This is a genomic window from Kutzneria buriramensis, assembly GCF_003387475.1.
GTDB classification, from domain to species: Bacteria; Actinomycetota; Actinomycetes; order Mycobacteriales; family Pseudonocardiaceae; genus Kutzneria; species Kutzneria buriramensis.
Map to the genome: position 1 here is coordinate 109649 of NZ_QUNO01000006.1, position 25603 is coordinate 135251.

Here is a 25603-nt window from a genome sequence, read left to right on the forward strand (position 1 = left end):
GCAGCGGAAACACCGGAACGGCTATCGCACCCGACTCGTGAGGACTGACATGAACGACGCGACCAGGACGATGAGACGCCGCACCTACCTGATGTGCCGGCCGCTCCACTTCGACGTCACCTACTCGATCAACCCGTGGATGGATCCCGGCCGGCCGACCTCGCCGGACGTCGGGTTGACCCAGTGGAAGTGGCTGCACGACCAGCTGGTGGACCTCGGGCATCGGGTCGTGCTGATCGAGCCGGAGCCGGGTCTGCCGGACATGGTGTTCGCCGCGAACGGCGCGATCACCGTCGACGGCCGGGCGCTGGTCGCGCGGTTCCGGCACGACTGCCGGACCGGGGAGTCGCGGGCCTATCTCGAGTGGTTCCGCCGCAACGGCTGGGCCGAGGTCGCGCAGGCGCGGCACGTCAACGAGGGCGAGGGGGACTTCCTCCTGGTGGGCGACCAGTTCCTGGCGGGATCCGGGTTCCGCACCGAACCCCGCGCGCACGAGGAGGTGGCGACCTTCTTCGGCCGGGACGTGGTCGGCCTGACGCTGATCGACCCGCGGTTCTACCACCTCGACACCGCGCTCGCCGTGCTCGACGACGACGAGGTCATGTACTACCCGCCGGCCTTCTCGCCGGAGAGCCGCGAGCGGCTCGCCGCGGACTTTCCCGACGCCGTCCTGGTGGGTGAGGCCGAGGCTGAGGCGTTCGGGGTCAACGCGGTGTCCGACGGCGTGCACGTCCTGCTTCCCGAGCACGGCGGCCGGCTCGCGGGCCAGCTTGCCGAGCGCGGCTACGTGCCGATCGGCGTCGACATGTCGGAGCTGCTCAAGGCCGGTGGCGCGGTGAAGTGCTGCGCCAACGAGCTGCGCGGCGGTCCGGACGACTGACCATCGGCTGGCTGCCGGCAACCCGGCAGCCAGCGCGCCGTCACTCCGCGTCCGCGAGCCTGCCCATCATGGCCGCGATCGCCTTGTGGTTGCTGGATTCCCGCTCGGCGAAGGACTCCCGCACCCGCGCGCGGACGTCGGCGTCCTGCTCCTGGCTGAGCTTGAACATGCCGTCGACGTGGGAGACCGTGACGCGGAACGCGCCGACCGCCGGCACGATGCGACGGAAGTACTCGACCGACTCGGACATCGCCCAGCCGGCGCCGAAGCGGGCCTCGAACGCGCGCACGGTGGCCATCACCGTCTCAAGGGTCTCGTCGCCGGCCGCCTCGGCGTCCACTCGGCGCAGCAAGCCGCGCGCGTGCACCGCAGTGAAGTTCCAGGTCGGGGCGGCCGGGGTGCGCTGGTAGAGCGTCGGCGACACGTAGGCGTGCGGGCCGGTGAAGACGATCACCACCGGCGTCTCCGACTCCAGCGCCGCCCAGTGCGGATTCGACCGGTTCATGTGGCCCCACAGGGTGGCCCCGACGATCTCGCCGGGCGGCCGGTCCGGGTCGTGCGGGTCGGGAATGACCGGCACATGGGTCGCAAAGGGGCCGGCCGGTCCGTTACCGTTGCTCACCAGCTCGGCCAGCGGGTTCTCGCGGATCAGGTCGGTCATCCACGATTCGTTCGGTTCATGGTAATGGTGTGGAACGAACATGCGGATTCCTCTCTCGGTATTCAGAACACCGTGGGATCGCCCGCAAATACTAAGGATGCCCGGTTGTCCTGTCGACGGGACGGCCGATGCGTGACCGATCGGGAGCGGACCCGAAACCGGGTTGACCGGACCGCCTCCGGAGTATGACGGTATTGGGCGTCGGGCTCGGGCCGGCGTTCGGAGTCCCTGATACGCGACTGTCGCAGCGAACGTCAACGAATTGTCCGCTCTATGAGTTCGGATGGTGTTGTGCAGATGGACGTGTTGTCTGGCGCCGAGTGGGAACGCGTCGTCGTGGGGTGGAACGAGACGTCGTACGGAGTTCGTGACGCGACCCTGGGCGCGGTCTTCGAGCGGCAGGTGGCCCGCGGCGCGGACCGTCCGGCCGTGGTCTTCGAAGGCCGGACATTGACCTACGGCGAGTTCGACACCCGGGTGAATCGGGTCGCCCACTGGCTGCTGGACAACGGTGTGGAGCCGGGTTCGGTGGTGGGAGTGCGCCTACCCCGGTCCTTCGACCTGGTGGTCGCGATCTACGCGATCGTGCGGGCAGGCGCGGTGTTTCTGCCGATGGAGACCGATCTGCCCGCCGAGCGCGTGGCCTGGATGGTCGCCGACGCGGAGCCCGCGCTGGTGATCGAGGAGATGCCGGACGCGGCGGGGTACCCCGCCGAGAACCCCGGCGTCCGCGTGTCGGCCGACCACGCCGCCTACGTGATCTACACGTCCGGATCGACCGGTCGGCCCAAAGGCGTGGTGGTGTCGCACCGGTCGATCGTGAACCGGATCGTGTGGGGCCACGCCGAGTACGGCATCGGCCGCGAGGTCCGGATGGTGCTGAAGACGTCCGTCGGGTTCGACGTGTCCGTGCCCGAGCTGTTCTGGCCGCTGCTGGTAGGCGGCGTGCTGGTGATTGCGCGTCCGGACGGCCACAAGGATCCCGAGTACCTCGCCGGCCTGATCCGCGAGCAGAACGTCACGGACATCGACTTCGTCCCGTCCATGCTGGCGGCCTTCGTGGCCGAGCCGGCGGCGGCGCAGTGCCGGAGCCTGCGCCGGATCGAGGCGGCCGGCGAGGCGCTTACCACGGAGCTGGCCCAGCGGTGCGCCGCCGTGCTGCCGTGGGTGGAGCTGCACAACCTTTACGGGCCGACCGAGGCTGCCGTCGAGGTCACCGCATGGCAGTACCAACCGGCGTCCGACGCCGGGGCGGGCGTGCCGATCGGTCGGCCGGTGTGGAACACCCGGGTGTACGTGCTGGACTCCGCGTTACGGCCGGTGGCCCCCGGGGTTCGCGGCGAGCTGTATCTGGCCGGCGTGCAGCTGGCGTCGGGGTACCTGAACCGCACGGCGCTGACGGCGGAGCGGTTCGTGGCCAACCCGTTCACGCCTGGCGAGCGGATGTACCGGACCGGGGACGTGGTGAGCTGGCGTGACGACGGCGCCCTGGAGTACGTCGGCCGGGCCGATTTCCAGGTGAAGGTGCGCGGTTTCCGGATCGAGCCCGCGGAGATCGAAGCGGCGCTGCTGGCCCATCCCCGGATCGCCGGGGCCACCGTCGTCGCCCGCGCCGACCGCGGCCGCACCCAGCTGGTCGGCTACGTCGTGCCGGCTGCCACCGAGGCCGCGGACTTCGCCTTCCGCACCGGTCCCAGCGCGGCCGAGCTGCGCGACTTCCTCCGCCGACGCCTGCCGGAGTTCATGGTCCCCGCCACATTCGTGGCACTGGAACGGTTTCCGCTGACGCCGAGCGGGAAGGTGGACCGGGGCGCGTTGCCGGCACCGGTCTTCGCGGACCAGACCTACCGCGCACCCGGCACTCCCAGGGAGGAGATCCTGGCGGCCGCGTTCGCGGAGGTGCTCGGACGGCCCCAGGTGGGCGTCGACGACGACTTCTTCCTCGTGGGCGGCGACAGCATCCAGGCCATCCAGGTCGTGGCGCGCGCACGGGCACACGGCGTCGTGGTGAGCGCGGGCGAGATCTTCCGGCACCGAACCGTCGCCGAACTCGCGGCAGTGGCGACCGATGGGCACGGCGCCGGAACCGCGCCGGCCGCGCACGACGACGGCGTCGGGTGGATGCCGCAGTTGCCGGTCGCCCGGTGGTACCGCGAACTCGGGCGGGGATTCGAGCGGTTCCTCCAGGCCGTGCTGCTCAAGCTGCCGGAGGGCGTCGACGCGGCCGGCCTCACGCGCACGCTCACCGCGGTGCTGGATCGGCACGACGTGCTGCGGTCGCGGCTGGTGGCCGACGGCATGGTGGTGGACCCGCCGGGTTCCGTCGCCGTCGACCAGCTCATCCACCGTGTCGAGTGCGACGGGCGATGGGACGGCGAGGCCTGGCGTGGGCTCGCGCTGCGCGAGCTGGAGGCGGCGGCCGGCCGGCTGGATCCGTCGGCCGGGATCGTCGCCCAGTTCGTGTGGTTCGCCCCGACCGAGCCGGGGCCGGGGCGGCTGCTGATGGCCCTGCACCACCTCGTGGTCGACGGCGTGTCCTGGCGCATCCTGATGCCCGACCTCGCGATGGCCTGGAAGCAGGCGCGGGCCGGTCGGGAGCCGTCCCTGTCTCCGGTGCCGACGTCGATGCGCCGGTGGGCGCAGGACCTGATGACCGAGGCGCACACAGCCCGCCGGTCGGCGGAGCTCCCGTTATGGCGGTCCATCGTGGATGGACCTGACCCGGCGCTGGGTGTCCGCCGGCTCGACCGGGCCACGGACGTGATGTCCACGGTGCACAGGGTTTCCGTGGAGTTGCCGGTGTCCGTGACCGAGGCGGTGCTGACGACGGTGCCGGCGGCGTTTCACGGTCGGGTCGACGACGGGTTGCTGGCGGGGTTGGCGCTGGCGGTCACGAAGTGGCGTCGCGCCAGGGGAGTGGACGAGCCAACCACGCTGCTGCGGCTGGAAGGGCACGGGCGCGAGGAGGAGACGGTGGCCGGCGCGGACCTGTCCCGCACCGTGGGGTGGTTCACGAGCGTCTTCCCCGTCCGGCTCGACCTGTCCGGGATCGACCTCGACGACGCGTTCGCCGGCGGCACCGCCGCCGGGACGGCGCTCAAGACGGTCAAGGAGCAGATGCTGGCGGTGCCCGACCGGGGCATCGGCTACGGACTGCTGCGGCACCTGAATCCCGAGACCGCCGCGGTGCTGCGGGAGTTCCCACTGGGACAGATCGGATTCAACTACCTGGGGCGGTTCTCCGCTGCCGACATGCCCGAGAGCCTGCGCGGGCTCGGCTGGACGCGGACGGACGAACTGGTCGAACTCGCCGAGCTCGACGCGGCGCACGGCCCGGACATGCCCGCACCCTGCGAGATCGACATCAACGCCACCGTCACCGACTCTGCCGACGGCCCCCGGCTCCGCGCGGTGTTCGCCGCGCCGACCGGTGTGCTGTCCCCGACCGACGTCGAGGAGCTCGCCGACCTCTGGTGCGCGGCCCTGCACGGGCTGGTGAGGCATGCCGCCGAGCCCGGCGCCGGCGGGTTGACCCCGTCGGACGTGTTGCTGGACAGGGTGAGCCAGGGCGAGATCGACACGTGGGAGGAGCGCTTTCCGGTACTGGCCGACGTGTGGCCGCTGACGCCGCTCCAGAACGGTTTGCTGTTCGAGTCCCTTGTGGACGATCCGAGTCGGGACGCCTACCGGGTGCAGTACACGCTGCGGCTGTCCGGGCCGGTCGACGCGCGCCGGCTGCGCGCGGCCGGCCAGGCGCTGCTCGACCGGCACGCCAGCCTGCGCGCGGCGTTCGTGCCCAACACCGCAGGCGATCTCGTGCAACTCGTCGTCGACGGCGTCGTCCTGCCATGGCGGGAAGTCGATCTGAGCGGCGAGGAGCGCCAGGCTGAGGCGCTGCGGCGAGTTCTGGCCGAGGAGCTGTCCACGCCCTTCGATCTGACGGCGCCGCCGGTGCTGCGGCTGGCCCTCGTCCGCATGGCGGAGGACCGGTGGGAGCTCGTGCTGACGTCGCATCACGTGCTGTTCGACGGCTGGTCGATTCCGGTCATGATGCGGGACCTGCTGCGGCTCTACGCTCGCGACGGAGACGGTTCGGAACTGCCGCCGGCGCGCGGCTACCGGGACTTTCTGGCGTGGCTGCGACGGCAGAACCGCGACGCGTCATCCCGCGTCTGGGCCGAGGAGTTCCAGGGATTCGACGAGCCGACGATGCTCGCCTCCGGCGTCAGCGGCGCGAAATCGGGCATCGGGGCGATCGACGTTCCGATGGCGCCCGACGTCGCCCGGAGGCTGTCCGACCGCGCCGCCGAGCTGCGCGTCACGCTGAACACCGTGGTCCAAGGCGCTTGGGCGGTCCTGTTGGGACAGTTGACCGGCCGACGGGATGTCGCCTTCGGGGCCACGGTGGCGGGCCGGCCGCCCACACTGGCCGGCGCGGAGTCCATGGTCGGGATGTTCCTCAACACGGTGCCGGTGCGGGTGCGGTGGCAGCCGGGCGACACGCTCGCCGAACTGATGGCCGGCTTGCAGCAGCGGCAGAGCACGCTGCTCGAAGACCACCACCATCCGCTGGCCGACATCCAGCGGGCCACCGGGCTACCCGCGCTGTTCGACACCTACGTCGCCTTCGAGTCCTTCCCGCTCGACGGCGCCGGCATGGAGGCGGCGAGCGAGGAGGCCGGAATCGCCTTCACCGGGCTGGACCTCTTCGTCACGACGCACTACCCGCTGACCGTGTTGGCCCTACCCGGCAACGACTCCCTCCGGCTCGTGCTGCACCACCAACTCGCAGCGTTCGACCACGACACCGCCGCGTCCATCGCCAAACGATTCGCAGCGGTGTTGGCGGAGCTTGCTTCCGACCCGCAGCGACGGGTCGACGGGGTCGACCTGCTCACGCCCTTGGAGCGGAGCCGGCTGCTGCCAGCGGTCGGTGAGCCGGCAGCAGGGGAGACGATCCCTGACCGGTTCGAGCGGCAGGCCAGCGCGACGCCGGACGCCGTGGCGCTGGTCACCGAGGACGGTGAACTCACCTTCGGTGAACTCAACGACCGGGCGAATCGGTCGGCGCACGGCCTGATCGCGCTCGGCATCGGGCCGGGGTCGCTGGTGGCGGTCGCGTTGCCGCGAACGGCCGACCTGATCGTGACGTTGCTGGGAGTGCTCAAGTCCGGCGCCGGGTACCTGCCGGTCGACCCGGCGTACCCGAGCTCTCGGCTGGCGGACATCATCCGCGACGCCGGCCCGTCCCTCACCGTCGCCGATGCGTCGACCCGGGACGTGCTGCCCGACAACGACGTCCCCCTGCTGCCCCCGGCCCGGATCGCTGGCCGTCACGCGCACGACCCCGTCGACACGGACCGGATTCGGCCGCTCAGCCCGGACGACGTCGCCTACGCGATGTACACCTCCGGGTCGACCGGCCGCCCGAAGGGCGTGCTGATCACGCACCGAAACGTGACCAACTGCGTGCCGGGACTCGTGGCCAGCCTGGGAGTGCCGCCGGGTTCGCGGATGCTGGCGGCGACGTCGGTCAACTTCGACGTGTCGGTCTTCGAGATCTTCTCGACGCTCTGCACCGGCGGCACCGTCGAGCTGGTTCGGGACGTGTCGGTTCTCGGACTTCGGGGCGGCTGGTCGGGCGGCGTCATCAGCTCGGTGCCGACGGTCTTCGGCGAGCTGCTGGACGAGCTGGCGGGCTCGATCGACGTGCGGACCCTGGTGTTCGCCGGCGAGGCGCTGCCCGGCTCGCTGGTGCGGCGAGTCCGGAACGCGATCCCCGGGGTCCGAGTGGTCAACGGCTACGGGCAGAGCGAAACCTTCTACGCCACCACCTTCTCCCTCGCCGCCGCGGACGGCTGGGACGGCGCCGTGCTGCCGATCGGCACGCCGTTGGACAACGTGCGTGCCTACGTGCTCGGCCCCGGCCTCGCCCCGGTGCCACCGGGAGTGGCCGGGGAGCTGTACGTCGCCGGGGCCTCGGTAGGTCGCGGCTACCACCGTCGTCCGGATCTGACCGCAGACCGGTTCGTCGCGGATCCCTTCGGGCCGCCCGGATCCCGGATGTACCGCACGGGCGACCGCGCCCGCTGGCGCCCCGACGGTCCGCTGGAATACCTGGGGCGGGACGACACGCAGGTGAAGATCCGCGGTGTCCGCGTCGAGCCCGCCGAGGTCGAGGCCGTGCTGGCCGCGCATCCCGACGTCAGCCAGGCGATCGTCCTGGCCCGCGCGGGCCGCGGCGCGAGCACGGCCAAGCGATTGGTGGCCTACGTCGTCGCCGGCGGCCCGGTGGACGGCCTGCGGGAGTTCGTGTCCGAGCGGCTGCCGGACGTCATGGTGCCGTCGGCATTCGTCGAGTTGGACGGCTTTCCCTTGCTGCCCAACGGAAAGCTGGACCGCAAGGCGCTGCCGGAGCCGGCGGCCGCCCACCGCGGGTACCGCGCGCCGCGGACCCCGGGCGAGGACGTGCTGTGCGGCCTGTACGCCGAGGTGCTCGGCCTGGACCGGGTCGGCGTCGACGACGACTTCTTCGAGCTGGGCGGACATTCGCTGGTGGCGATCCGCCTGGTCAGCCGGCTGCGGGCGACGCTCGGCGTCGAGGTGCCGATCCGGACCGTGTTCCGGCACCGCACGGTCGCCGAGCTGGCCCGCGAACTCGACACCGCCGCGGCCGCCGCGAGCCGGCCACGCCTGCGCAAGATGACCGACCGAGGAGTGGAATCGCCGTGATCCCCCTGTCCTTCGCGCAGCGCCGGCTGTGGTTCATCGACCGCTTCGACGGGCCGTCGGCGACCTACAACCTGCCCTTCCTGCTGCGGCTCACCGGCCCGCTCGACGTGGCCGCGCTGACCCTCGCGGTACGTGATGTCGTCGCGCGGCACGAGAGCCTGCGCACGGTGCTCGTCGAAGACGAGTCCGGCGTTCCGGAGCAGAAGGTGCTGCCGGTCGATCCGTCGCTGCCGACCGTGCCGGTCGTCGACGTGCAGCCGCAGGATGTGGACGCCGTGGTGGCCGAGGCGGCGGACTACCGGTTCACCCTGTCCAGGGAAGCCCCGGTCCGGGCGTTCCTGCTGCGTTCCGGACCGGAGCAGCATGTGTTGGTTCTGGTGCTCCACCACATCGCGGCCGACGGCGAGTCGATGGCGCCACTGGGCCGCGACCTGGCCGCGGCCTACACCGCGCGGTTGCGTTCGACCGCTCCCGAGTGGCCGGAACTGGCCGTCCAGTACACGGACTACACGCTGTGGCAACGGGAACTGCTCGGCGACGACCAGGATCCGGGCAGCGTGCTGGCCACCCAGCTCCGGCACTGGCGTGACGAACTCGCCGGCGCGCCCGCCCAACTGCCGCTGCCGACGGACCGGCCGCGTCCATCGTCCGCGAGCCACCGGGGCGACCTGGTCGAGTTCGTGGTCCCCGGCGACCTGCTGACCGAGGTGACGGAGCTGGCCCGTTCGCGGGGCGCTACGGCGGCGATGGCGATGCAGGCCGCGCTGGCCGCCCTGCTGTGCCTGCTCGGCGGCGGCATGGACATCCCCATCGGTTCCACGATCGCCGGTCGCGGTGAGGAGGGACTCGCCGACCTCGTCGGGTTCTTCGTGAACACGTGGGTGCTGCGGGCCGACCTGTCCGGGAACCCGTCGGCGGAGACGCTGATCGACCGGGTCCGCGACAAGGCGCTCGGCGCGTACGACAACCAGGACCTGCCCTTCGAACGGCTCGTGGAGGCCCTGAACCCGGAGCGGTCGCGCGCGTACCACCCGCTGTTCCAGGTGATGTTCACCTGGCAGACCGCCCCGGGACTCGACCTCGACATGCCGGACGTCGCCGCGCGGCTGGAGCCGGTGTGGACGCGGACCGCGAAGTTCGACCTGGAGTTCAACTTCTCCCCGGATCCCGGCGACGGCCTGCGGTGCAGCCTGGAGTACGCCACCGACCTGTTCGACCGCGGCACCGTGGCGGACATCTGCGCACGGTTCCTGCACGTCCTGCGCGGGTTCGCGGCCGATCCAGGCGCGTCGGTGAACGTCATCGACGTGCTCACGCCGGCGGAGCGAATCATGTTGGCCGGCGTGAACGACACGGCGGCACCGACGCCGGATCTGACCGCAGCGGGCGTGGTCGAACGGCAGGTCGCGGTGACGCCGGAGGCTGTCGCGGTCGAGTGCGCTGGCACCTCGCTGACCTATCGGGAGCTCAATGCCCGCGCGAACCGGCTGGCGCATGCGCTGGTTGCTCACGGTGCCGGCCCGGAGGCCCTGATCGGCCTCGCCCTGCCGCGCTCGGCCGATCTGGTGGTGGCACTGCTGGGGATCCTCAAGGCGGGGGCCGCGTACGTTCCGATCGACCCTCGGTATCCCAGCCGTCGCCTCGACCAGATCCTCGACGATGCTCGGCCCCAGTTCGTGCTGATCGACGCCGAGGCCCAGCCGGTGCTCCCGAACGACATTCCGGTGCTGCTGCTCGACGACGTCGACCTGACTGGCGCCGACCCAGGTGCGCCGGCGGGCGGCCCGGGGCCGGACAACCTTGCCTATGTGATGTACACGTCCGGCTCGACCGGAACCCCGAAGGGAGTCGGGATCACGCATCGCGGCGTGGTCAACGGGATCACGCGGCTGGCCGCCGCCGTCCCGGTCCGGCCGCGGGCGAAGGTCCTGGCAGGGGCTTCGGTCAACTTCGACGTGTCGGTGTTCGAGATCGTCACGCCGCTGAGTGTCGGCGGGACCGTCGAGGTCGTCCGGGACGTGCTGGAGCTCGCGGAGCGGGACAGCTGGTCGGGCGGGGTGATCCACTCCGTGCCGTCGGTGTTCGCGGAGCTGGTGGACCAGATCGCCGGTCGCACCGCGGTGGACGTCCTGGTGTTCGCCGGTGAGGCACTGCCCCCGGCGCTGGTGACAAGAGTGCGCGATGCGTTCCCCGGCGTCCGTGTTGTCAACGCCTACGGCCAGAGCGAGAGCTTCTACGCCACCGCGTTCGCCGTTCCCGACACGGCCACATCAGACCTCGACGCAAGCACGCCGATCGGCACGCCGCTGGGCAACATGCGGACCTACGTGCTCGGACCAGGGCTGCGACCGGTGCCGCCGGGTGTGGTGGGCGAGCTGTACGTTGCCGGCGAGGTCGGGCGGGGCTACCACGGCCGCGCCGGGATGACCGCCGAGCGCTTCGTGGCCGATCCGCTCGGACCGGCCGGATCCCGCATGTATCGCACCGGCGACCTCGCGCGCTGGACCGCCGACGGCCAGCTCCAGTACGTCGGCCGGGACGATCAGCAGCTCAAGATCCGTGGACAGCGGATCGAGGTGGCCGAAGTCGAGGCGGTTCTCACCACGCACCCCGGTGTGGCCCAGGCGGTGGTGGCCGCGCGCCCAGGACCTGGCGGCACGCGGCTGGTCGGCTATGTGCTGCCGAGCTCGGCCGCCCGCATCGGCACCGTGGCCAGCCTCGGCGAACTCGACCTCGACCTGACAGCCGGTGTGTCCGCCGCCGAGCTGCGGACCTTCGCGGCGGAGCGGCTGCCGGAGTTCATGGTGCCGGCCGCGTTCGTGATGTTGAACCGGCTTCCGTTGGCGCCCAACGGCAAGCTCGACCGCGCGGCGCTGCCGGACCCGGAGTACCGCAACGCGGCCTACCGCGCGCCGCTGACGACCGAGGAGCAGGTCCTCGCCGACGTCTACGCGGAGGTTCTCGGCCTGCACGAGGTGGGCGTCGACGACGACTTCTTCGCGGTCGGCGGGGACAGCATCCGGTCGATCCAGGTCGTGGCGCGGGCCCGGGCGCGAGGCGTCGAGGTGACCCCCAGGGAGATCTTCCAGTGCCGCACCGTCGCTGAGCTGGCGGCGGTGGTGGCCGGCCGCGCCGACACGTCGCCGGCGCCGGAACCGGAGGGGTCCGGCGTGGGCTGGATGCCGCTGCTGCCGGTGGCCCGGTACCTGACCGAACTGGGCGGCGGCATCAACCGGTTCTCCATGTCGATGGTGCTCGACCTGCCGGACGGCATCGACGAGGACGGGCTCGTCGCGACCATCGGCGCCGTGGTGGACCGCCACGACATCCTCCGGTCCCGCCTGGAGTCCAACGGCCTGCGGGCCGACCCGCCCGGGTCGGTCGACGTCCGGACCTTGATCCGCCGGATACCCCTCCGGGGTAACTGGGAGGAACTGGCGGCCGTCGAGCTGGACGCCGCGACGGGGCGCCTCGACCCCGCGGCCGGTCGTATGGCCCAGTTCGTCTGGTTCGACCCGGGCCGCCTGCTGGTGGTCCTGCATCACTTCGTGGTCGACGGCGTGTCCTGGCGAATCCTGTTGCCGGACTTCGCGCAGGCCTGGGAGCAGGTGCGTGCCGGGCGGACCCCGGTGCTGCCGGACGTCCTGACGTCGGCCCGCCGTTGGACGGACGCACTGATGGACGCGTCGAAGGAGCGCGTGGCGGAACTGCCGTTCTGGCGCTCCGTGCTGGACGGCCCCGACCCGCTGCTCGGCTTGCGAGAACTGGATCCCACGGTGGACGTGACGTCCACTGTGGAGCATCTCTGGGTGCGGCTGCCGGCATCCGTGACCGACGTTCTGCTCACCCGAGTGCCGGCGGTGTTCCACAGCGGCGTGAACGACGGGCTGCTGGCCGCGCTGGCGCTGGCAGTGACCAGGTGGCGGCGGGTGCGAGGCGAGTCCGAACCGTCGGTGCTCGTGCGAATGGAGGGACACGGTCGCGAGGAAGGCATCGTTCCCGGCGCGGACCTTTCCCGCACCGTCGGCTGGTTCACGAGCATGTTCCCGGTCCGACTGCGCACGACACTCACGGACCTGGACGAGGCGTTCGCCGGCGGTCCCGCCGCGGGCCGGCTGGTGAAGTCGGTCAAGGAGCAGCTTCTCGCCGTGCCGGACAAGGGCATCGGCTACGGGCTGCTGCGCTACCTGAACGACGACACCGCCGCGATCCTCGGTGGCTACCCGACCGGGCAGATCGCCTTCAACTACCTGGGCCGTTTCTCGGCCACCGACATGCCGACCGAGCTGCGGGGCCTGGGCTGGACGGAGACCCCCGGCTGCTCAGAACTGGTCGCGCGTCCGGACGAGGACATGCCCGCGCTGTCGACGCTGGACGTCAACGCGCTGGTCACCGACACCGAACAGGGCCCGCAGCTGGAGGCCAGGCTGTCCTTCCCGACCGGCGTCCTCGCCCGGGAGGAGGTCCAGGAGATCGCCGACCTGTGGTGCGCGGCGCTCGCCGGGCTGGCCCGGCACGCGGTCGAACCGGACGCCGGCGGGCTGACCCCGTCGGACGTCACGCTGGTGTCGGTCGGGCAGAGCGAACTGGACGCGTGGGAGAAGCGGTATCCCCGAGTGGTCGACGTGTGGCCACTGACCGCGTTGCAGTCCGGGTTGCTGTTCCACGCGATGCTGGCCGACGCGAAGTTCGACGCGTACCACATGCAGTTGGTGTTCCACCTGTCCGGAACCGTGGATCCGGCCCGGATGCGCGCCGCCGGCCAGGCGATCCTCGACCGGTACGCCAACCTGCGCGTCGCGTTCGCGGCCAACGCCGCCGGTGATCATGTGCAGGTGGTGCCGGACCGGGCCGCGCTGCCCTGGCGGCACCTCGACCTGAGCGACCAGGGCCCCGAAGCGGTCGACCGGTTCCTGGTCGACGACCGCAACGCGCATTTCGACCTGGCCAGCCCGCCGCTCGTGCGGATGTCTCTCGTCACGTGCGGCCCCGAGCGTTCCGAGCTGGTCGTCACCGCCCACCACGTGCTGTTCGACGGCTGGTCGGTGCCGCTGCTCATGCGGGACCTGTTGCAGCTCTACGGATCGAGCGGTGACGCGGCCGCGCTGCCCCGGGCGCGGGGATACCGGGACTTTCTCGGCTGGCTGGCCCGGCAGGACCGCGACGCGGCCACCCGGGCCTGGCTCAGCGAGTTGGACGGGATCGACGAGCCCACACTGCTCGCCGGCGGGTCGGAGGCCGGTTCGGACAGCGGCGACATCGGACAGGTCGACGTGCCGCTGACGGCATCGACCGCCGAGGGACTGGCCCGGCGCGCCGCCGAACTCGGCGTCACGGTGAACACCGTCGTGCAGGGCGCGTGGGCGCTGGTGCTGGGCGGGCTGACCGGCCGCCAGGATGTGGTCTTCGGCGCTACGGTGTCCGGCCGTCCCGCCGATCTGTCCGATGTGGACTCCATGGTCGGGCTGTTCGTCAACACCGTTCCGGTCCGAGTGCGGTGCGCGCCGGAGCAGTCGATCGGCGGGTTGCTGCGTGAGCTCCAGGACCGACAGGCCGCGCTGTTGGACCACCACCACGTCGGGCTGACCGAGATCCACCGGGCCACCGGACTGACCGTGCTGTTCGACACGGTGGTCGTGTTCGAGTCCTTCCCGGTCGACCACGTCGGCATCAGCACCGCGAACACCGCGGCCGGCGTGGCGATCACCGGCCTCACCCCGTACAGCGGCACGCACTACCCGCTGACCGTCACCGCGGACGCGGACCCGAACCCGCGAATTGCCCTGCAGTATCAGCACGATGTCTTCGAGCACGAGTTCGTGCTGGAGATCGCGGACCGGCTGTGCCGCGTCCTGGAGCAGTTCGTCGCCGATCCCGACCGCCGGGTGGCACAGGTCGACGTCCTGGCGGTCGCCGAGCGGGAGTTGGCAGTGGCCGGGTGGAACGCGACCGCGCACGCCGTCCCGCCCGCCACGCTACATGCCGCATTCGAGGCGCAGGTGCGGCTGGGCGCCGGACAGGTCGCGTTGATCTTCGATGCGGAAACGCTGACCTACGGCGAATTCAACGCTCGGGCCAACAGGTTCGCCCACTGGCTGATCGACCGCGGCGTCGGCCCCGGCGCGGTCGTCGGAGTTCGGCTGCCGCGGTCGTTCGACCTGCTGGTGGCGATCTACGGTGTGGTGAAGGCGGGCGCGGCCTTCCTGCCGATGGAGGTCGATCTCCCGCCGGAGCGGGTGGCCTGGATGGTCGAGGACGCGTCGCCGGCACTGGTGATCGAAAGCGTCCCGGACGTGTCGGCCCACCCCGACGAGGATCCGGCTGTCCCGATGTCGGCCGACCACGCCGCGTACATCATCTACACCTCCGGGTCGACGGGCCGGCCCAAGGGCGTGGCGGTCCCGCACCGGTCGATCATGAACCGGATCCGATGGGGACAGGGCCGCTACGGAATGAGCGGCAGCGATCGGATGCTGCTGAAGACCTCCGTCGGCTTCGACGTGTCCGTGCCGGAGTTGTTCTGGCCGCTCCAGGTCGGCGCTGCCCTGGTGATCGCCCGCCCGGACGGGCACAAGGACCCGGCGTACCTGGCCCGGCTGATCCAGGAGCGGGACATCACCGACGTCGACTTCGCGCCGTCCACATTGGCCACCTTCCTGGCCGAGCCGTCGGCCGCCGAATGCCGGACCCTCCGGCGGATCGAGGCTGCCGGCGAGGCGTTGTCGACCGAGCTGGCCCAGCGCTGTGCGACCGTGTTGCCACAGGTCGAGCTGCACAACCTCTACGGCCCGACCGAAGCCGCCGTCGAGGTGACGGCCTGGCAGTACCAGCCTGAGCTCGACGCCACCGGCGCCGGCGTGCCGATCGGGACGCCGGTGTGGAACACGCAGGTGTACGTGCTGGATGCGGCGTTGCGTCCGGTGCCGCCGGGGGTGCGGGGCGAGCTGTACCTGGCCGGCGTCCAGCTGGCCTGGGGTTACGTGCGACGGTCCGGGCTGACCGCCGAACGGTTCGTGGCCAACCCGTTCACGCCCGGGGAGCGCATGTACCGGACCGGGGACGTGGTCGCCTGGCGGCAGGACGGCGCGCTGACCTACCTGGGACGCGTCGACTTCCAGGTGAAGGTCCGCGGGTTCCGGATCGAGCCGGGCGAGATCGAGACCATGCTGATGGCGCATCCGCACGTCACCCAGGCCACTGTCATCGCCCGCGAGGACCAGCCGGGCGACCAGCGGCTCGTCGCTTATGTCGTGCCCGACGTCGACGACTCGGACGGCGGCGCGGACGAGCAGGTCGACGAGTGGAAGCAGGTGTACGACCAGACGTACGCCGACGCCACGCCGGCCGCCTGGGGCGAGGACTTCACCGGCTGGAACTCCAGCTACACCGGCGAACCGATCCCGACGGCGCAGATGCGTGACTGGCGGGACGCCGCGGTGAGCCACGTCCTCCGATGGTCGCCGCGCCGTGTTCTGGAGCTCGGTGTCGGATCAGGGCTGCTCCTGGCCCACCTGGTGCCGGCTGTGGACGAGTACTGGGGCACCGACTTCTCCGCACCCGTGCTCGACGAGTTGCGCCGGCAGGTGGACCGCGCCGGGTGGTCGGATCGGGTTCGGCTGCGGTGCCAGCCCGCCGACGACACGTCCGGACTGCCGGCCGAGGGCTTCGACACGGTCGTGCTGAACTCGGTGGCGCAGTACTTCCCGGACGCCCGCTACCTGGACCGCGTGCTGACGCGGGCGCTGGAGGTCCTCGCTCCGGGCGGTCGCGTGGTGATCGGCGACGTGCGCTACCTGGGATCGCTGCGCGCGCTGCGGGCCGCCGTGCACCGCGCCCACAACCCGGCCGCGACGCCGGCCACGGTACGGGCCGTGGTGGAACAATCCCTGTTGACGGAGAAGGAACTTCTGCTCGACCCGGAGTGGTTCGTGCGTTGGGCCGCCCAGCACGACGACGTGCAGGTCGACGTCCGGCTGAAGCCCGGCCGGGCGCACAACGAGCTGACCCGCCACCGCTACGAGGTCGTGCTGCACAAGGCGCCCGCCGCACGGCGGGATCTGGCGAACTTGCCCGTGGTGGTGTGGGGGTGGCAGGCCGACTCCCTCGACGGGCTGGCGAAAATCTGCCGTGAGAGCGGACCGGTCCGTGTCACCCGCATGCCCAACGCACGCCTGGCGGCGGAACTCGACGCCGCCACAGCCCTGGCGGTCGATCCGCAGGATCTCCAGGACTGGGCCGACGGTCTTGGTTGGGGAGTGGCGGCCACCTGGGCCACCGGCTCCGTCGAGCACTTCGACGCCGTCGTGCTCCCGGACGGCCCCGTGGCCGGCCAGGTGGTCACCGGAGTCTTCACGCCGTCGGACCGCGCCGACCGCACGCTCGTCAACGCGCCGACCGGCGCCCGTCGGATCGGGTCGCTGATCTCCGGCCTGCGCGGCTACCTCCAGCAGCGGCTGCCGGAGTACATGACGTTGTCGGCCGTCGTGCCGATCGCCGAGGTTCCGTTGACCGCCAGCGGAAAGGTGGACCGGCGCGCGCTGCCGGTGCCCGACTACGCCGCCACGTCGACCGGACGTCCACCACGAAACACAGGGGAGCGGGTCCTGTGCGAGCTGATGGCCGAGGTGCTGGGTCTGGACCGGGTCGGCATCGACGACGACTTCTTCGCCATGGGCGGCCATTCGCTGCTGGCCACCCGTTTCGTCAGCCGGGTGCGAACGTCGCTCGGCGTCGAACTGCCCATCAGGGTGCTGTTCGAGCACCCGACCGTCGCCGAGCTGGCGAACGCCGTCGAGGACGGCGCCCGCCCGGCACGGCCCCGGGTCCGCAGGATGGATAGGAGCGGTCACTAAATGATCCCGTTGTCCTTCGCGCAGCGCCGGCTGTGGTTCGTCGACCGCTTCGAGGGCCCGTCCGCGCTGTACAACCTCCCGTTCGTGCTGCGCATGACCGGCGAGCTCGACCTGACGGCCCTGCACGCCGCGATCCGGGACGTCGTGGCCCGGCACGAGAGCCTGCGCACGGTGATCGGCCAGGACGAGGGCGGCAATCCCTTCCAACGGGTGCTGCCGATCACGGAGGTGGCGCTGGAGCTGCCCGTGGTGGACGTCGCGGCGGACGGGGTGCGGGACGCGGTCACCGCCGCCGCCGTCCACCGGTTCGACTTGGCCGCCGAGATTCCCCTGCGCGCCACGGTGTTCCGGTGTGGCCCCGACGAACACGTGCTGGCGCTGGTGATCCACCACATCGCCACCGACGGCGAGTCGATGGCGCCGCTGGCGCGGGATCTGGCCACCGCGTACGCCGCTCGTCGGGACGGCGTGGCGCCGGCGTGGCCGGAACTGCCTGTGCAGTACGTGGACTACGCGCTGTGGCAACGGGAACTGCTCGGCGACGAGGACGACCCGGACAGCCTGCTTGCCGCGCAGGTGCGGTACTGGCGGACGGAGCTGGACGGCGTGCCGCAGCCGCTGCCGCTGCCCACCGATCGACCCCGGCCGCCGGTGGCCGGCCGACGCGGCGACATCGTGGAATTCTCGTTCGACCGGGAACTGATGACCGCGGTGGAGAAGCTGGCGCGGGAACGCGGCGCCACCGCGTCGATGGTGCTCCAGGCGGCGCTCGCGGTGCTGCTGCACCAGATGGGCAGCGGCGAGGACATCCCGATCGGGTCGCCGATCGCCGGCCGCACCGACGACGACCTCGCCGACCTCGTCGGGTTCTTCGTCAACACCTGGGTGCTGCGCGCCGACCTGTCCGGGAACCCGACCTTCGAGCAGGTGCTGGACCAGGTACGGGGCAAGGCGCTCGCCGCGTACGACAACCAGGACGCACCGTTCGAGCGGCTGGTGGAGCTGGTCAACCCGGCACGGTCCACCGCATGTCACCCGCTGTTCCAGGTGATGTTCGCGTGGCAGAACCTCGTGCGGGAGGACTTCGAGCTCCGCGGGTTGCGCGTCACGCTCGAGCAGGCCGCCACCGGCACGGCCAAGTTCGACCTCTTCGTCAACATGGCCGACATCCCCGGTCTGGGGGTGGTCGGCCACCTGGAGTACGCGACCGACCTGTTCGACCGCGGCACGGTCGAGAAGCTCGCCGCGCGGTTCACCGCCGTCGTACGGCAGGTGGTGGCCGGACCGAGCCGTCGCATCGGACTGGTGGACGTGCTGGTTCCCGGCGAACGCGAACTCCTGCTGACCCGGCTGAACGACACCGCCGCGCCCACACCGGAAGCCACCATCCCCGAGCTCTTCGAACGGCAGGCGACCGCGACGCCGGACGCCGTCGCACTCGTCGTCGGCGGCGAATCGTTGACGTATCGGGAATTGAACGCACGCGCCGACCGCCTGGCTCGGGAGCTCGCCCGGCGGGGAGCCGGACCGGAGTCCGTCGTCGGCCTCGCGCTGCCGCGCTGCACCGACCTGGTGGTGGCGCTGCTGGGCATCCTCAAGGCCGGCGCGGGTTACCTCCCCATCGATCCGCGTTACCCGAGCGGACGGCTGGCCCACATCCTCGCCGACGCGGGTCCGTCGCTGGTCGTCACCAACGCGGATGCCGCGGCCGTGCTGCCCCAGGACGACACACCGCGGCTGATGGTCGACGGGCTGGACCACACCGATCCGACGAGCCACGTCGCCCGGCCGAGGCCGGATCACGTCGCCTTCCTCATGTACACGTCGGGCTCCACCGGCCTGCCGAAGGGCGTGGCCATCACCCACCGCAACGTCGTGAACGGTGTGCTGCGGCTGATCGGGGTGACCGGCGCCGGCCCGAAGTCCCGGATGCTCGCGGGCACCTCGATCAACTTCGACGTGTCCGTCTTCGAGATCCTCAGCACGCTGTTCACCGGCGGCGCGGTCGAACTGCTGCGCGACGTGCTCGCGCTCGGCGAGCGTCCGACGTGGACCGGCACGGTGATCAGCTCCGTGCCGTCGGTGTTCGCCGAGCTGTTGGACCAGATTCCCGGTGAGATCGAGGCCGACACGGTGGTCTTCGGCGGTGACGCGCTGTCGGCCGCGCTGGTGCGGCGAGTGCGCGAGCGCGTCCCCGGAATCCGGGTGATCAACCCGTACGGGCAGAGCGAGAGCTTCTACGCCACCACGTTCACCGTGCCCGATGACTGGACCGGAACGGGTCGGGTGCCGATCGGCGCCCCGCTGGGCAACATGCGGACCTATGTGCTGGGACCCGGGCTCGTGCCGGTGCCACCCGGCGTGGTCGGCGAGCTGTACGTGGCGGGCGCGGTCGGTCGCGGATACCACGGTCGGCCGGGATTGACCGCGGACCGGTTCGTCGCGGACCCGTTCGGACCGGCGGGCGACCGGATGTACCGCACCGGAGACCTGGTCCGATGGACATCCGGGCACCAGCTCGAGTACGTGGGCCGCGACGACGCCCAGCTGAAGATCCGCGGTTTCCGGATCGAACCGGGCGAGGTGGAGGCCGCGCTCGTCGCGCATCCCCGCGTGGCGGAGGCGATCACCGTCGTCCGCTCACGGCGCGGCACCGCGCAGCTGGTCGGGTACGTGGTTCCGGTCGACACCGGTGCGGGACGCGGCAGCGCCGACGGCCTCAATCCCGGTGCGTGGGTGTCGGCGACGGAGCTGCGGCGGTTCGTCAGCGGCCGGCTCCCGGAGTTCATGGTGCCGGCGGCGTTCGTGGTCATCGACCGGATGCCGCTGGACCCGAACGGGAAGGTGGACCGGTCCGCGCTGCCCGAACCGGACGTCACCGCCACGGAGTACCGTGGCCCCCGCTCGCCGCTCGAGGAGCACCTGACCGCGGTGTACGCGGAGGTTCTCGGCCTGGACCGGGTGGGCGTCGACGACGACTTCTTCGCCGTCGGCGGGGACAGCATTCGGTCGATCCAGGTGGTGGCGCGGGCCCGGGCGCGCGGCGTCGAGGTCACCCCACGAGAGATCTTCGAATGCCGCACGGTGGCAGAACTGGCCGCTCGCGTGGACGGCCGGGCCACCACCGGCGTGCTGGCCGAGCTGGACGGTGGTGGCGTGGGATGGGCGCCGCTCCTCCCGGCCGCGCGATACCTGACCGAGTTCGGCGGCGGGATCGACCGGTTCGCGATGTCGGTCGTTGTCGACCTGCCGGCCGGCATCGACCACGCTGGCATCGTCGCCACGCTCGGTGCGGTGATGGACCGGCACGACGTGCTCCGTTCTCGGTTGTTGTCGGGTCCGGACGAAGGCCTCGTGGTGGGGCCGCCGGGGTCGGTCGACGTCGCCGAGCTTGTGCGCCGGGTGGGCTGTCACGGTAGGTGGGACGACGAGTGGCTGCGAGTCGCCCGGGCGGAGCTGGACGCGGCGACGAAGCGACTCGACCCGGCCGCCGGCCTGATGGCGCAGTTCGTCTGGTTCGATCCGGCTGAAGCCGGTGCGGGCCGGTTGCTGCTGGTGGTGCACCACTTCGCCGTGGACGGGGTGTCGTGGCGCATCCTGCTGCCGGATCTCGCGGCCGCGTGGGATCAGGTTCGGGTCGGTCGTTCGCCGGTGCTGCCACCGGTGGCGACGTCGGCCCGGCGCTGGGCGCACGCCCTGGCCGACCAGGCCCGATCGGCCGAACGGGTCGCCGAGCTGCCACTGTGGAAGTCCATTGTGGACGCACCGGATCCGCCGCTGGGCTCGCGTCCACTGGATCCCACGGTGGACGTGATGTCCACGGTGGAGCACCGGTGGGTCGAGCTGCCGGTGTCGACGACCGAGGCCCTCCTGACGACGCTGCCGACGGCGTTCCATGGCGGGGTTGACGACGGTCTGCTGGCCGGGCTGGCGCTGGCTGTGACCGCCTGGCGCCGGCGGCGAGGGGTGCACGAGCCCGCGGTCCTGGTCCGGCTGGAGGGCCACGGTCGCGCCGAGGACATCATGCCGGGTGCGGACCTGTCCCGGACGGTCGGCTGGTTCACCAGCATGTTCCCGGTCCGACTGGACATCGAGGACGCCGACCTCGACGACGCGTTGGCCGGCGGCGGCGCCGCGGACGCGATCGTCAAGTCGGTCAAGGAGCAGCTGCGCGCGTTGCCGGACAAGGGAATCGGGTACGGGCTGCTGCGGCATCTCAACGAGGACACCGCGTCCGTGCTGGGCGACCGGCCCGATGGCCAGATCGCGTTCAACTACCTCGGGCGCTTCTCCGCCGCGGACATGCCCGAGCACCTGCGAGGCCTGGGCTGGACCGAGGCCGCCGACACCGCCGACTGGATCTCGGTGCCGGACCCGGACCTGCCGGCGATGGCGACCATCGAGATCAATGCGCTGGTCGACGACGCCCGGGACGGGCCACGCCTGCGCGCGTTGTTCGGCGCGCCCACCGGCGTGCTCGCACCGGACGAGGTGCGGGAGCTCGCCGAGCTGTGGCTGATCGCGCTCGAAGCGCTGGCCCGGCGCGTCTGCGAGGCCGGTTCGGGCGGCCTGACCCCGTCGGACGTCCCGCTGGTGGCCGTGCGTCAACGGGAGATCGAAGCGTGGGAGAAGCGCTACCCAGGGCTGACCGATGTGTGGCCGCTGACTCCGTTGCAGTCCGGCCTGCTGTTCCACACGACGCTGGCTGGTGCGACGTCGGACGCGTATCACGAGCAGTTGGTGCTGCACGTGTCCGGACACATCGACCCGGACCGGATGCGTCTGGCCGGGCAGGCGCTGCTCGACCGGCACGCGAGCCTGCGGGTCGCGTTCGTGCCCAACGCCATGGGCGACCTCGTGCAGCTCGTCGTCGACGACGTTCGACTGCCATGGCGTGGCGTCGACCTGAGCGAGTTGTCCCCGGAGGACCGGACGGCGGCGTTCGAGCGGCTGCTCGCACGGGACCGGGAGGCCCACTTCGATCCGGCCGAACCGCCGCTGGTGCGGATGAGCCTGGTGCGGCTGGAGCCTGAAAGGTCCGAGCTGGTGTTCACGGCTCACCACGCGTTGTTCGACGGCTGGTCGATCCCGCTGATGATGCGCGATCTGCTGGACCTGTACGCGAACGGCGCGGACGGTCACGCGCTGCCGCCCGCCCGCCAGTTCGGCGATTTCCTCACCTGGTTGTCCGAACAGGACGGTTCCGCGTCGACCCGGGCGTGGGCTGACGAGTTGGACGGCGTCGACGAGCCGACGTTGCTCGCGCAGGATGCGGCGGGGGAGGAGAAACTCGCCGGCTTCGACGTTCCGGTGCCGGTCGAGCTGTCCCGCCGGCTGACTCGGCGGGCCGCCGAACTCGGCGTCACGCTGAACACCATCGTGCAGGGGAGCTGGGCCGTCGTGCTGGCCGGGCTCGCCGGACGTCAGGACGTCGTGTTCGGGAACACGGTGTCCGGCCGGCCGGCGGCGGTGCCCGGTGTGGACGCCGTGGTCGGACTGTTCATCAACACGCTGCCCGTGCGGGTGCGGTTCACCGCGTGGGACACGCTCCGACAGATGCTGAATCGGTTGCAGGACCGACAGAGCGCGTTGCTGGACCACCATCATGTCGGGCTGGCCGACATCCAGCGCGCAGTCGGCCTCACCTCGCTGTTCGACACCGTCGTCGTGTTCGAGTCCTACCCGTTCGATCAGGCCGGCATCGACGACGCCGGAGCCGAGGCGGGCATTCGGATCACCGGCATCGGCTCGACCAACGGCACCCACTATCCGCTGGGCGTGGCGGTCGGCGCCGACCCCGACATCCAGGCGGCGGTGCAGTACCAGGAAAACCTGTTCGACCAGGACTTCGTACGAGACATCGCCGAGCGCTTCGTGGAGGTCCTACGGCAGGTGGCGGACGATCCCGACCTGCCGATCGGGCGGGTGGACGCCGCGGCCCGACGGGGCCTGCCGCCGGCCGTGCACGACCCCGCGCCGCAGGTGCCCGAGGACACGATCGCGGCACTGTTCGAACGGCAGGTGGCCGCGACCCCGGACGCCACGGCCGTCGTCTTCGAGGACCGCGTTCTGACCTACCGCGAGCTCGACGAGCAGGCGAACGGGCTGGCGCACACCCTGATCGGACGCGGGGTGGGGCCAGAGTCCGTGGTGGCGGTGTCGCTGCGGCGGTCGCCCGAACTCGTCGTCGCCCTGCTGGCCGTCGCGAAGGCGGGTGGCGCATACCTCCCGGTGGACCACACCTATCCGGCAGCGCGCATCGCTTTCGTGCTCAAGGACTCTGCCGCCGGACTGGCGATTGTGGACGACGAAACCGAAGCGGCGATCGCCCAGAACTCGATCGCCACCTTGAGGGTTGAAGAGTCCCTAGTGGATGGTGAACCGGTGGCAAGTGCCGCGACGCTGGACAACACCGCCTACGTCATCTACACGTCCGGCTCCACCGGCCGGCCGAAGGGCGTGGCGGTGACCCACCGCGGCGTGGCCGCGCTGGCCGCCGCGCACGTCGAACGGCTCGCGGTGACGCCGGAAAGCCGCATGCTGCAACTCGCCTCGCCGAGCTTCGACGTCTCACTGTGCGAGCTGTTCACCGCGCTGCTGTCCGGCGCCGCCGTTGTGTTGGCCGACCTCGACCGACTGGCACCGGGGACTCCGCTGGCCGGGGTCATCGAGGCACACCGCGTGACCCACGCGATGATCCCGCCGGCGGTGCTGGACGTCATGCCATCCGATGCGCTGACCACCGTGGTGTCCCTGGTCGTCGGTGGGGAGGTGACGTCGCCGGAGCTGATCGCGCGATGGTCGGCCGACCGCCGGATGGTCAACGTGTACGGCCCCACCGAGTCCACCGCCTCGGCCACCATGAGCCGGCCGCTCACGCCGGACGTCCGTGTCCCGCCGATCGGTGATCCCATCCCGAACACCACGGTGTACGTGTTGGACGCGGCCATGCGCCCGGTTCCGACCGGTGTGGCGGGGGAGTTGTACATCGCGGGTTCCGGTGTGGCGCGCGGATATCTCGGCCGGTCGGCACTGACCGCAGAGCGGTTCGTGGCCTGTCCGTTCGGCCGGCCCGGCGAACGCATGTACCGCACCGGTGACGTGGTCGCGTGGACTCGTGACGGCGAACTGATGTTCCGCGGCCGCGTGGACGACCAGGTCAAGATCCGCGGCTTCCGGGTCGAGCCGGGCGAGATCGAGACCGCCCTCGCGGCGCACGCCGACGTGGACCGCGCCGTCGTGGTGGTGACCGACGACCGGCGTTTGGTCGGCTACCTGGTCCCGGCGGCCGGCCGGGCCGACGGGGTCGCCGAGCGAGTGCGGGAACACCTGGTGGAACGTCTTCCCGGTCACATGGTGCCGTCGGCGCTGATGCTCATCGACGATGTGCCGCTGACGCCCAGCGCCAAACTCGACCGCCGGGCCCTGCCGGCGCCCGACTTCGCCGCCCTGCCCACCGGTCGGGCCGCGCGAACTACGCAGGAGGACATCCTGTGCGGGCTGTTCGCCGAGGTGCTGGGTGTGCCGCGCGTCGGTATCGACGACAGCTTCGTGGCGCTGGGCGGACACTCCCTGCTCGCCACCCGGCTCATCAACCGGATCCGCACGGTGCTCGGCGTCGAACTGCCGATGCGGCTGGTGTTCCAGGCGCCGACCGTGGCGGAGCTGGCCGCCCATCTGGCGTCGGACGGGCGGTCGGCCGACACCGCCGATCCGTTCGCCGCGGTGCTGCCGATCAAGCCGGACGGGGATCGGGAACCGCTGTGGTGCATCCACCCCGGTGGCGGAATGTGCTGGGTGTACCTGGGTTTCGCCGCGTTGGTGCCGGCCGACCGGCCGGTTTACGGCGTGCAGGCGAAGGGCATCGACGGGCGGACGGCGCGACCCGGATCGCTCGACGAGCTGGTGGCCGACTACGTCGCCGAGGTGCTGCGGGTCCAGCCGGAGGGCCCGTTCAACCTGATGGGGCTGTCCATCGGCGGCACCATCGCCCACGCGATGGCCGCGGAACTGCGGCAGCGAGGCCACGAGGTCGGGCTGCTGGCGCTGTTGGACAGCGTGCCGAGCACGTACCTCAACTCGATCGCGCCGCCCACGCCGACCGAGATCCGGGAGTACTTCGAGGAGCACTTCACCAGCCTCGTCGGCGCGGACGAGTACGAGTCCTTCGTGGCCAACGCCGTCGCGGTGGTGGTCAACCAGACGTCCCTGATGCCCGGATTCACCTCGCCGGTCTTCGACGGCGACGCGCTGTTCTTCGCCGCGGCGCCGAACGCCGGCGACGACTACGCCGAACTGTGGCGGCCGCACGTCCGCGGCGCGATCCGCCGGCACGACATCCGGAGCGCGCACGGCGACATGTACCTGCCGGGGCCGGCGGCGGAGATCTTCCAGGCCATCAACCGCGAACTCACGGGGGACTAGCCGATGACGCGACCACCGGACGATGCCCCGACAACTCGAGCGGCACGAGAGGAC

5 protein-coding genes are annotated in these 25603 nt (G+C 71.3%); 4 read left to right on the plus strand and 1 reads right to left on the minus strand.

The features are described 5' to 3' along the window. Window positions 1–49: 49 nt before the first annotated feature. Window positions 50–880: a dimethylargininase gene (ddaH, locus tag BCF44_RS18600; RefSeq protein WP_246015247.1), complete on the plus strand. Its 831-nt coding sequence runs from the start codon at window positions 50–52 to the stop codon at window positions 878–880. A gap of 40 nt (window positions 881–920) precedes the next feature. Here the strand turns inward: ddaH and BCF44_RS18605 are convergent, their stop codons facing one another. Continuing rightward, window positions 921–1583, minus strand: a complete 663-nt coding sequence (locus tag BCF44_RS18605) for an FMN-binding negative transcriptional regulator (protein ID WP_116175604.1) — start codon at window positions 1581–1583, stop codon at window positions 921–923. Between the two features lie 255 nt (window positions 1584–1838). Here BCF44_RS18605 and BCF44_RS54740 point away from each other — a divergent pair, with 255 nt between their 5' ends. Genes BCF44_RS54740 through BCF44_RS18640 form a run of 3 tightly spaced genes read left to right on the plus strand, consistent with a single transcriptional unit; the run spans window position 1839 to window position 25549 of the window. Continuing rightward, window positions 1839–8273, plus strand: a complete 6435-nt coding sequence (locus tag BCF44_RS54740; protein ID WP_170217600.1) for a non-ribosomal peptide synthetase — start codon at window positions 1839–1841, stop codon at window positions 8271–8273. Continuing rightward, complete coding sequence (locus tag BCF44_RS18635) at window positions 8270–17125, plus strand: non-ribosomal peptide synthetase (protein WP_170217601.1); 8856 nt, start codon at window positions 8270–8272, stop codon at window positions 17123–17125. The genes BCF44_RS54740 and BCF44_RS18635 overlap by 4 nt, the downstream gene beginning before the upstream one ends. Next, window positions 17126–25549, plus strand: a complete 8424-nt coding sequence (locus BCF44_RS18640) for a non-ribosomal peptide synthetase (protein WP_170217602.1) — start codon at window positions 17126–17128, stop codon at window positions 25547–25549. Window positions 25550–25603: the final 54 nt, after the last annotated feature.

Excerpts from the sequence above, each read along its gene's own strand:
- BCF44_RS18605 (WP_116175604.1), bottom strand. The coding sequence starts at position 1,583 with ATGTTCGTTCCACACCATTACCATGAACCGAACGAATCGTGGATGACC.
- BCF44_RS18640 (WP_170217602.1), top strand. The coding sequence starts at position 17,126 with ATGATCCCGTTGTCCTTCGCGCAGCGCCGGCTGTGGTTCGTCGACCGC.
- BCF44_RS54740 (WP_170217600.1), top strand. The coding sequence starts at position 1,839 with ATGGACGTGTTGTCTGGCGCCGAGTGGGAACGCGTCGTCGTGGGGTGG.
- ddaH (WP_246015247.1), top strand. The coding sequence starts at position 50 with ATGAACGACGCGACCAGGACGATGAGACGCCGCACCTACCTGATGTGC.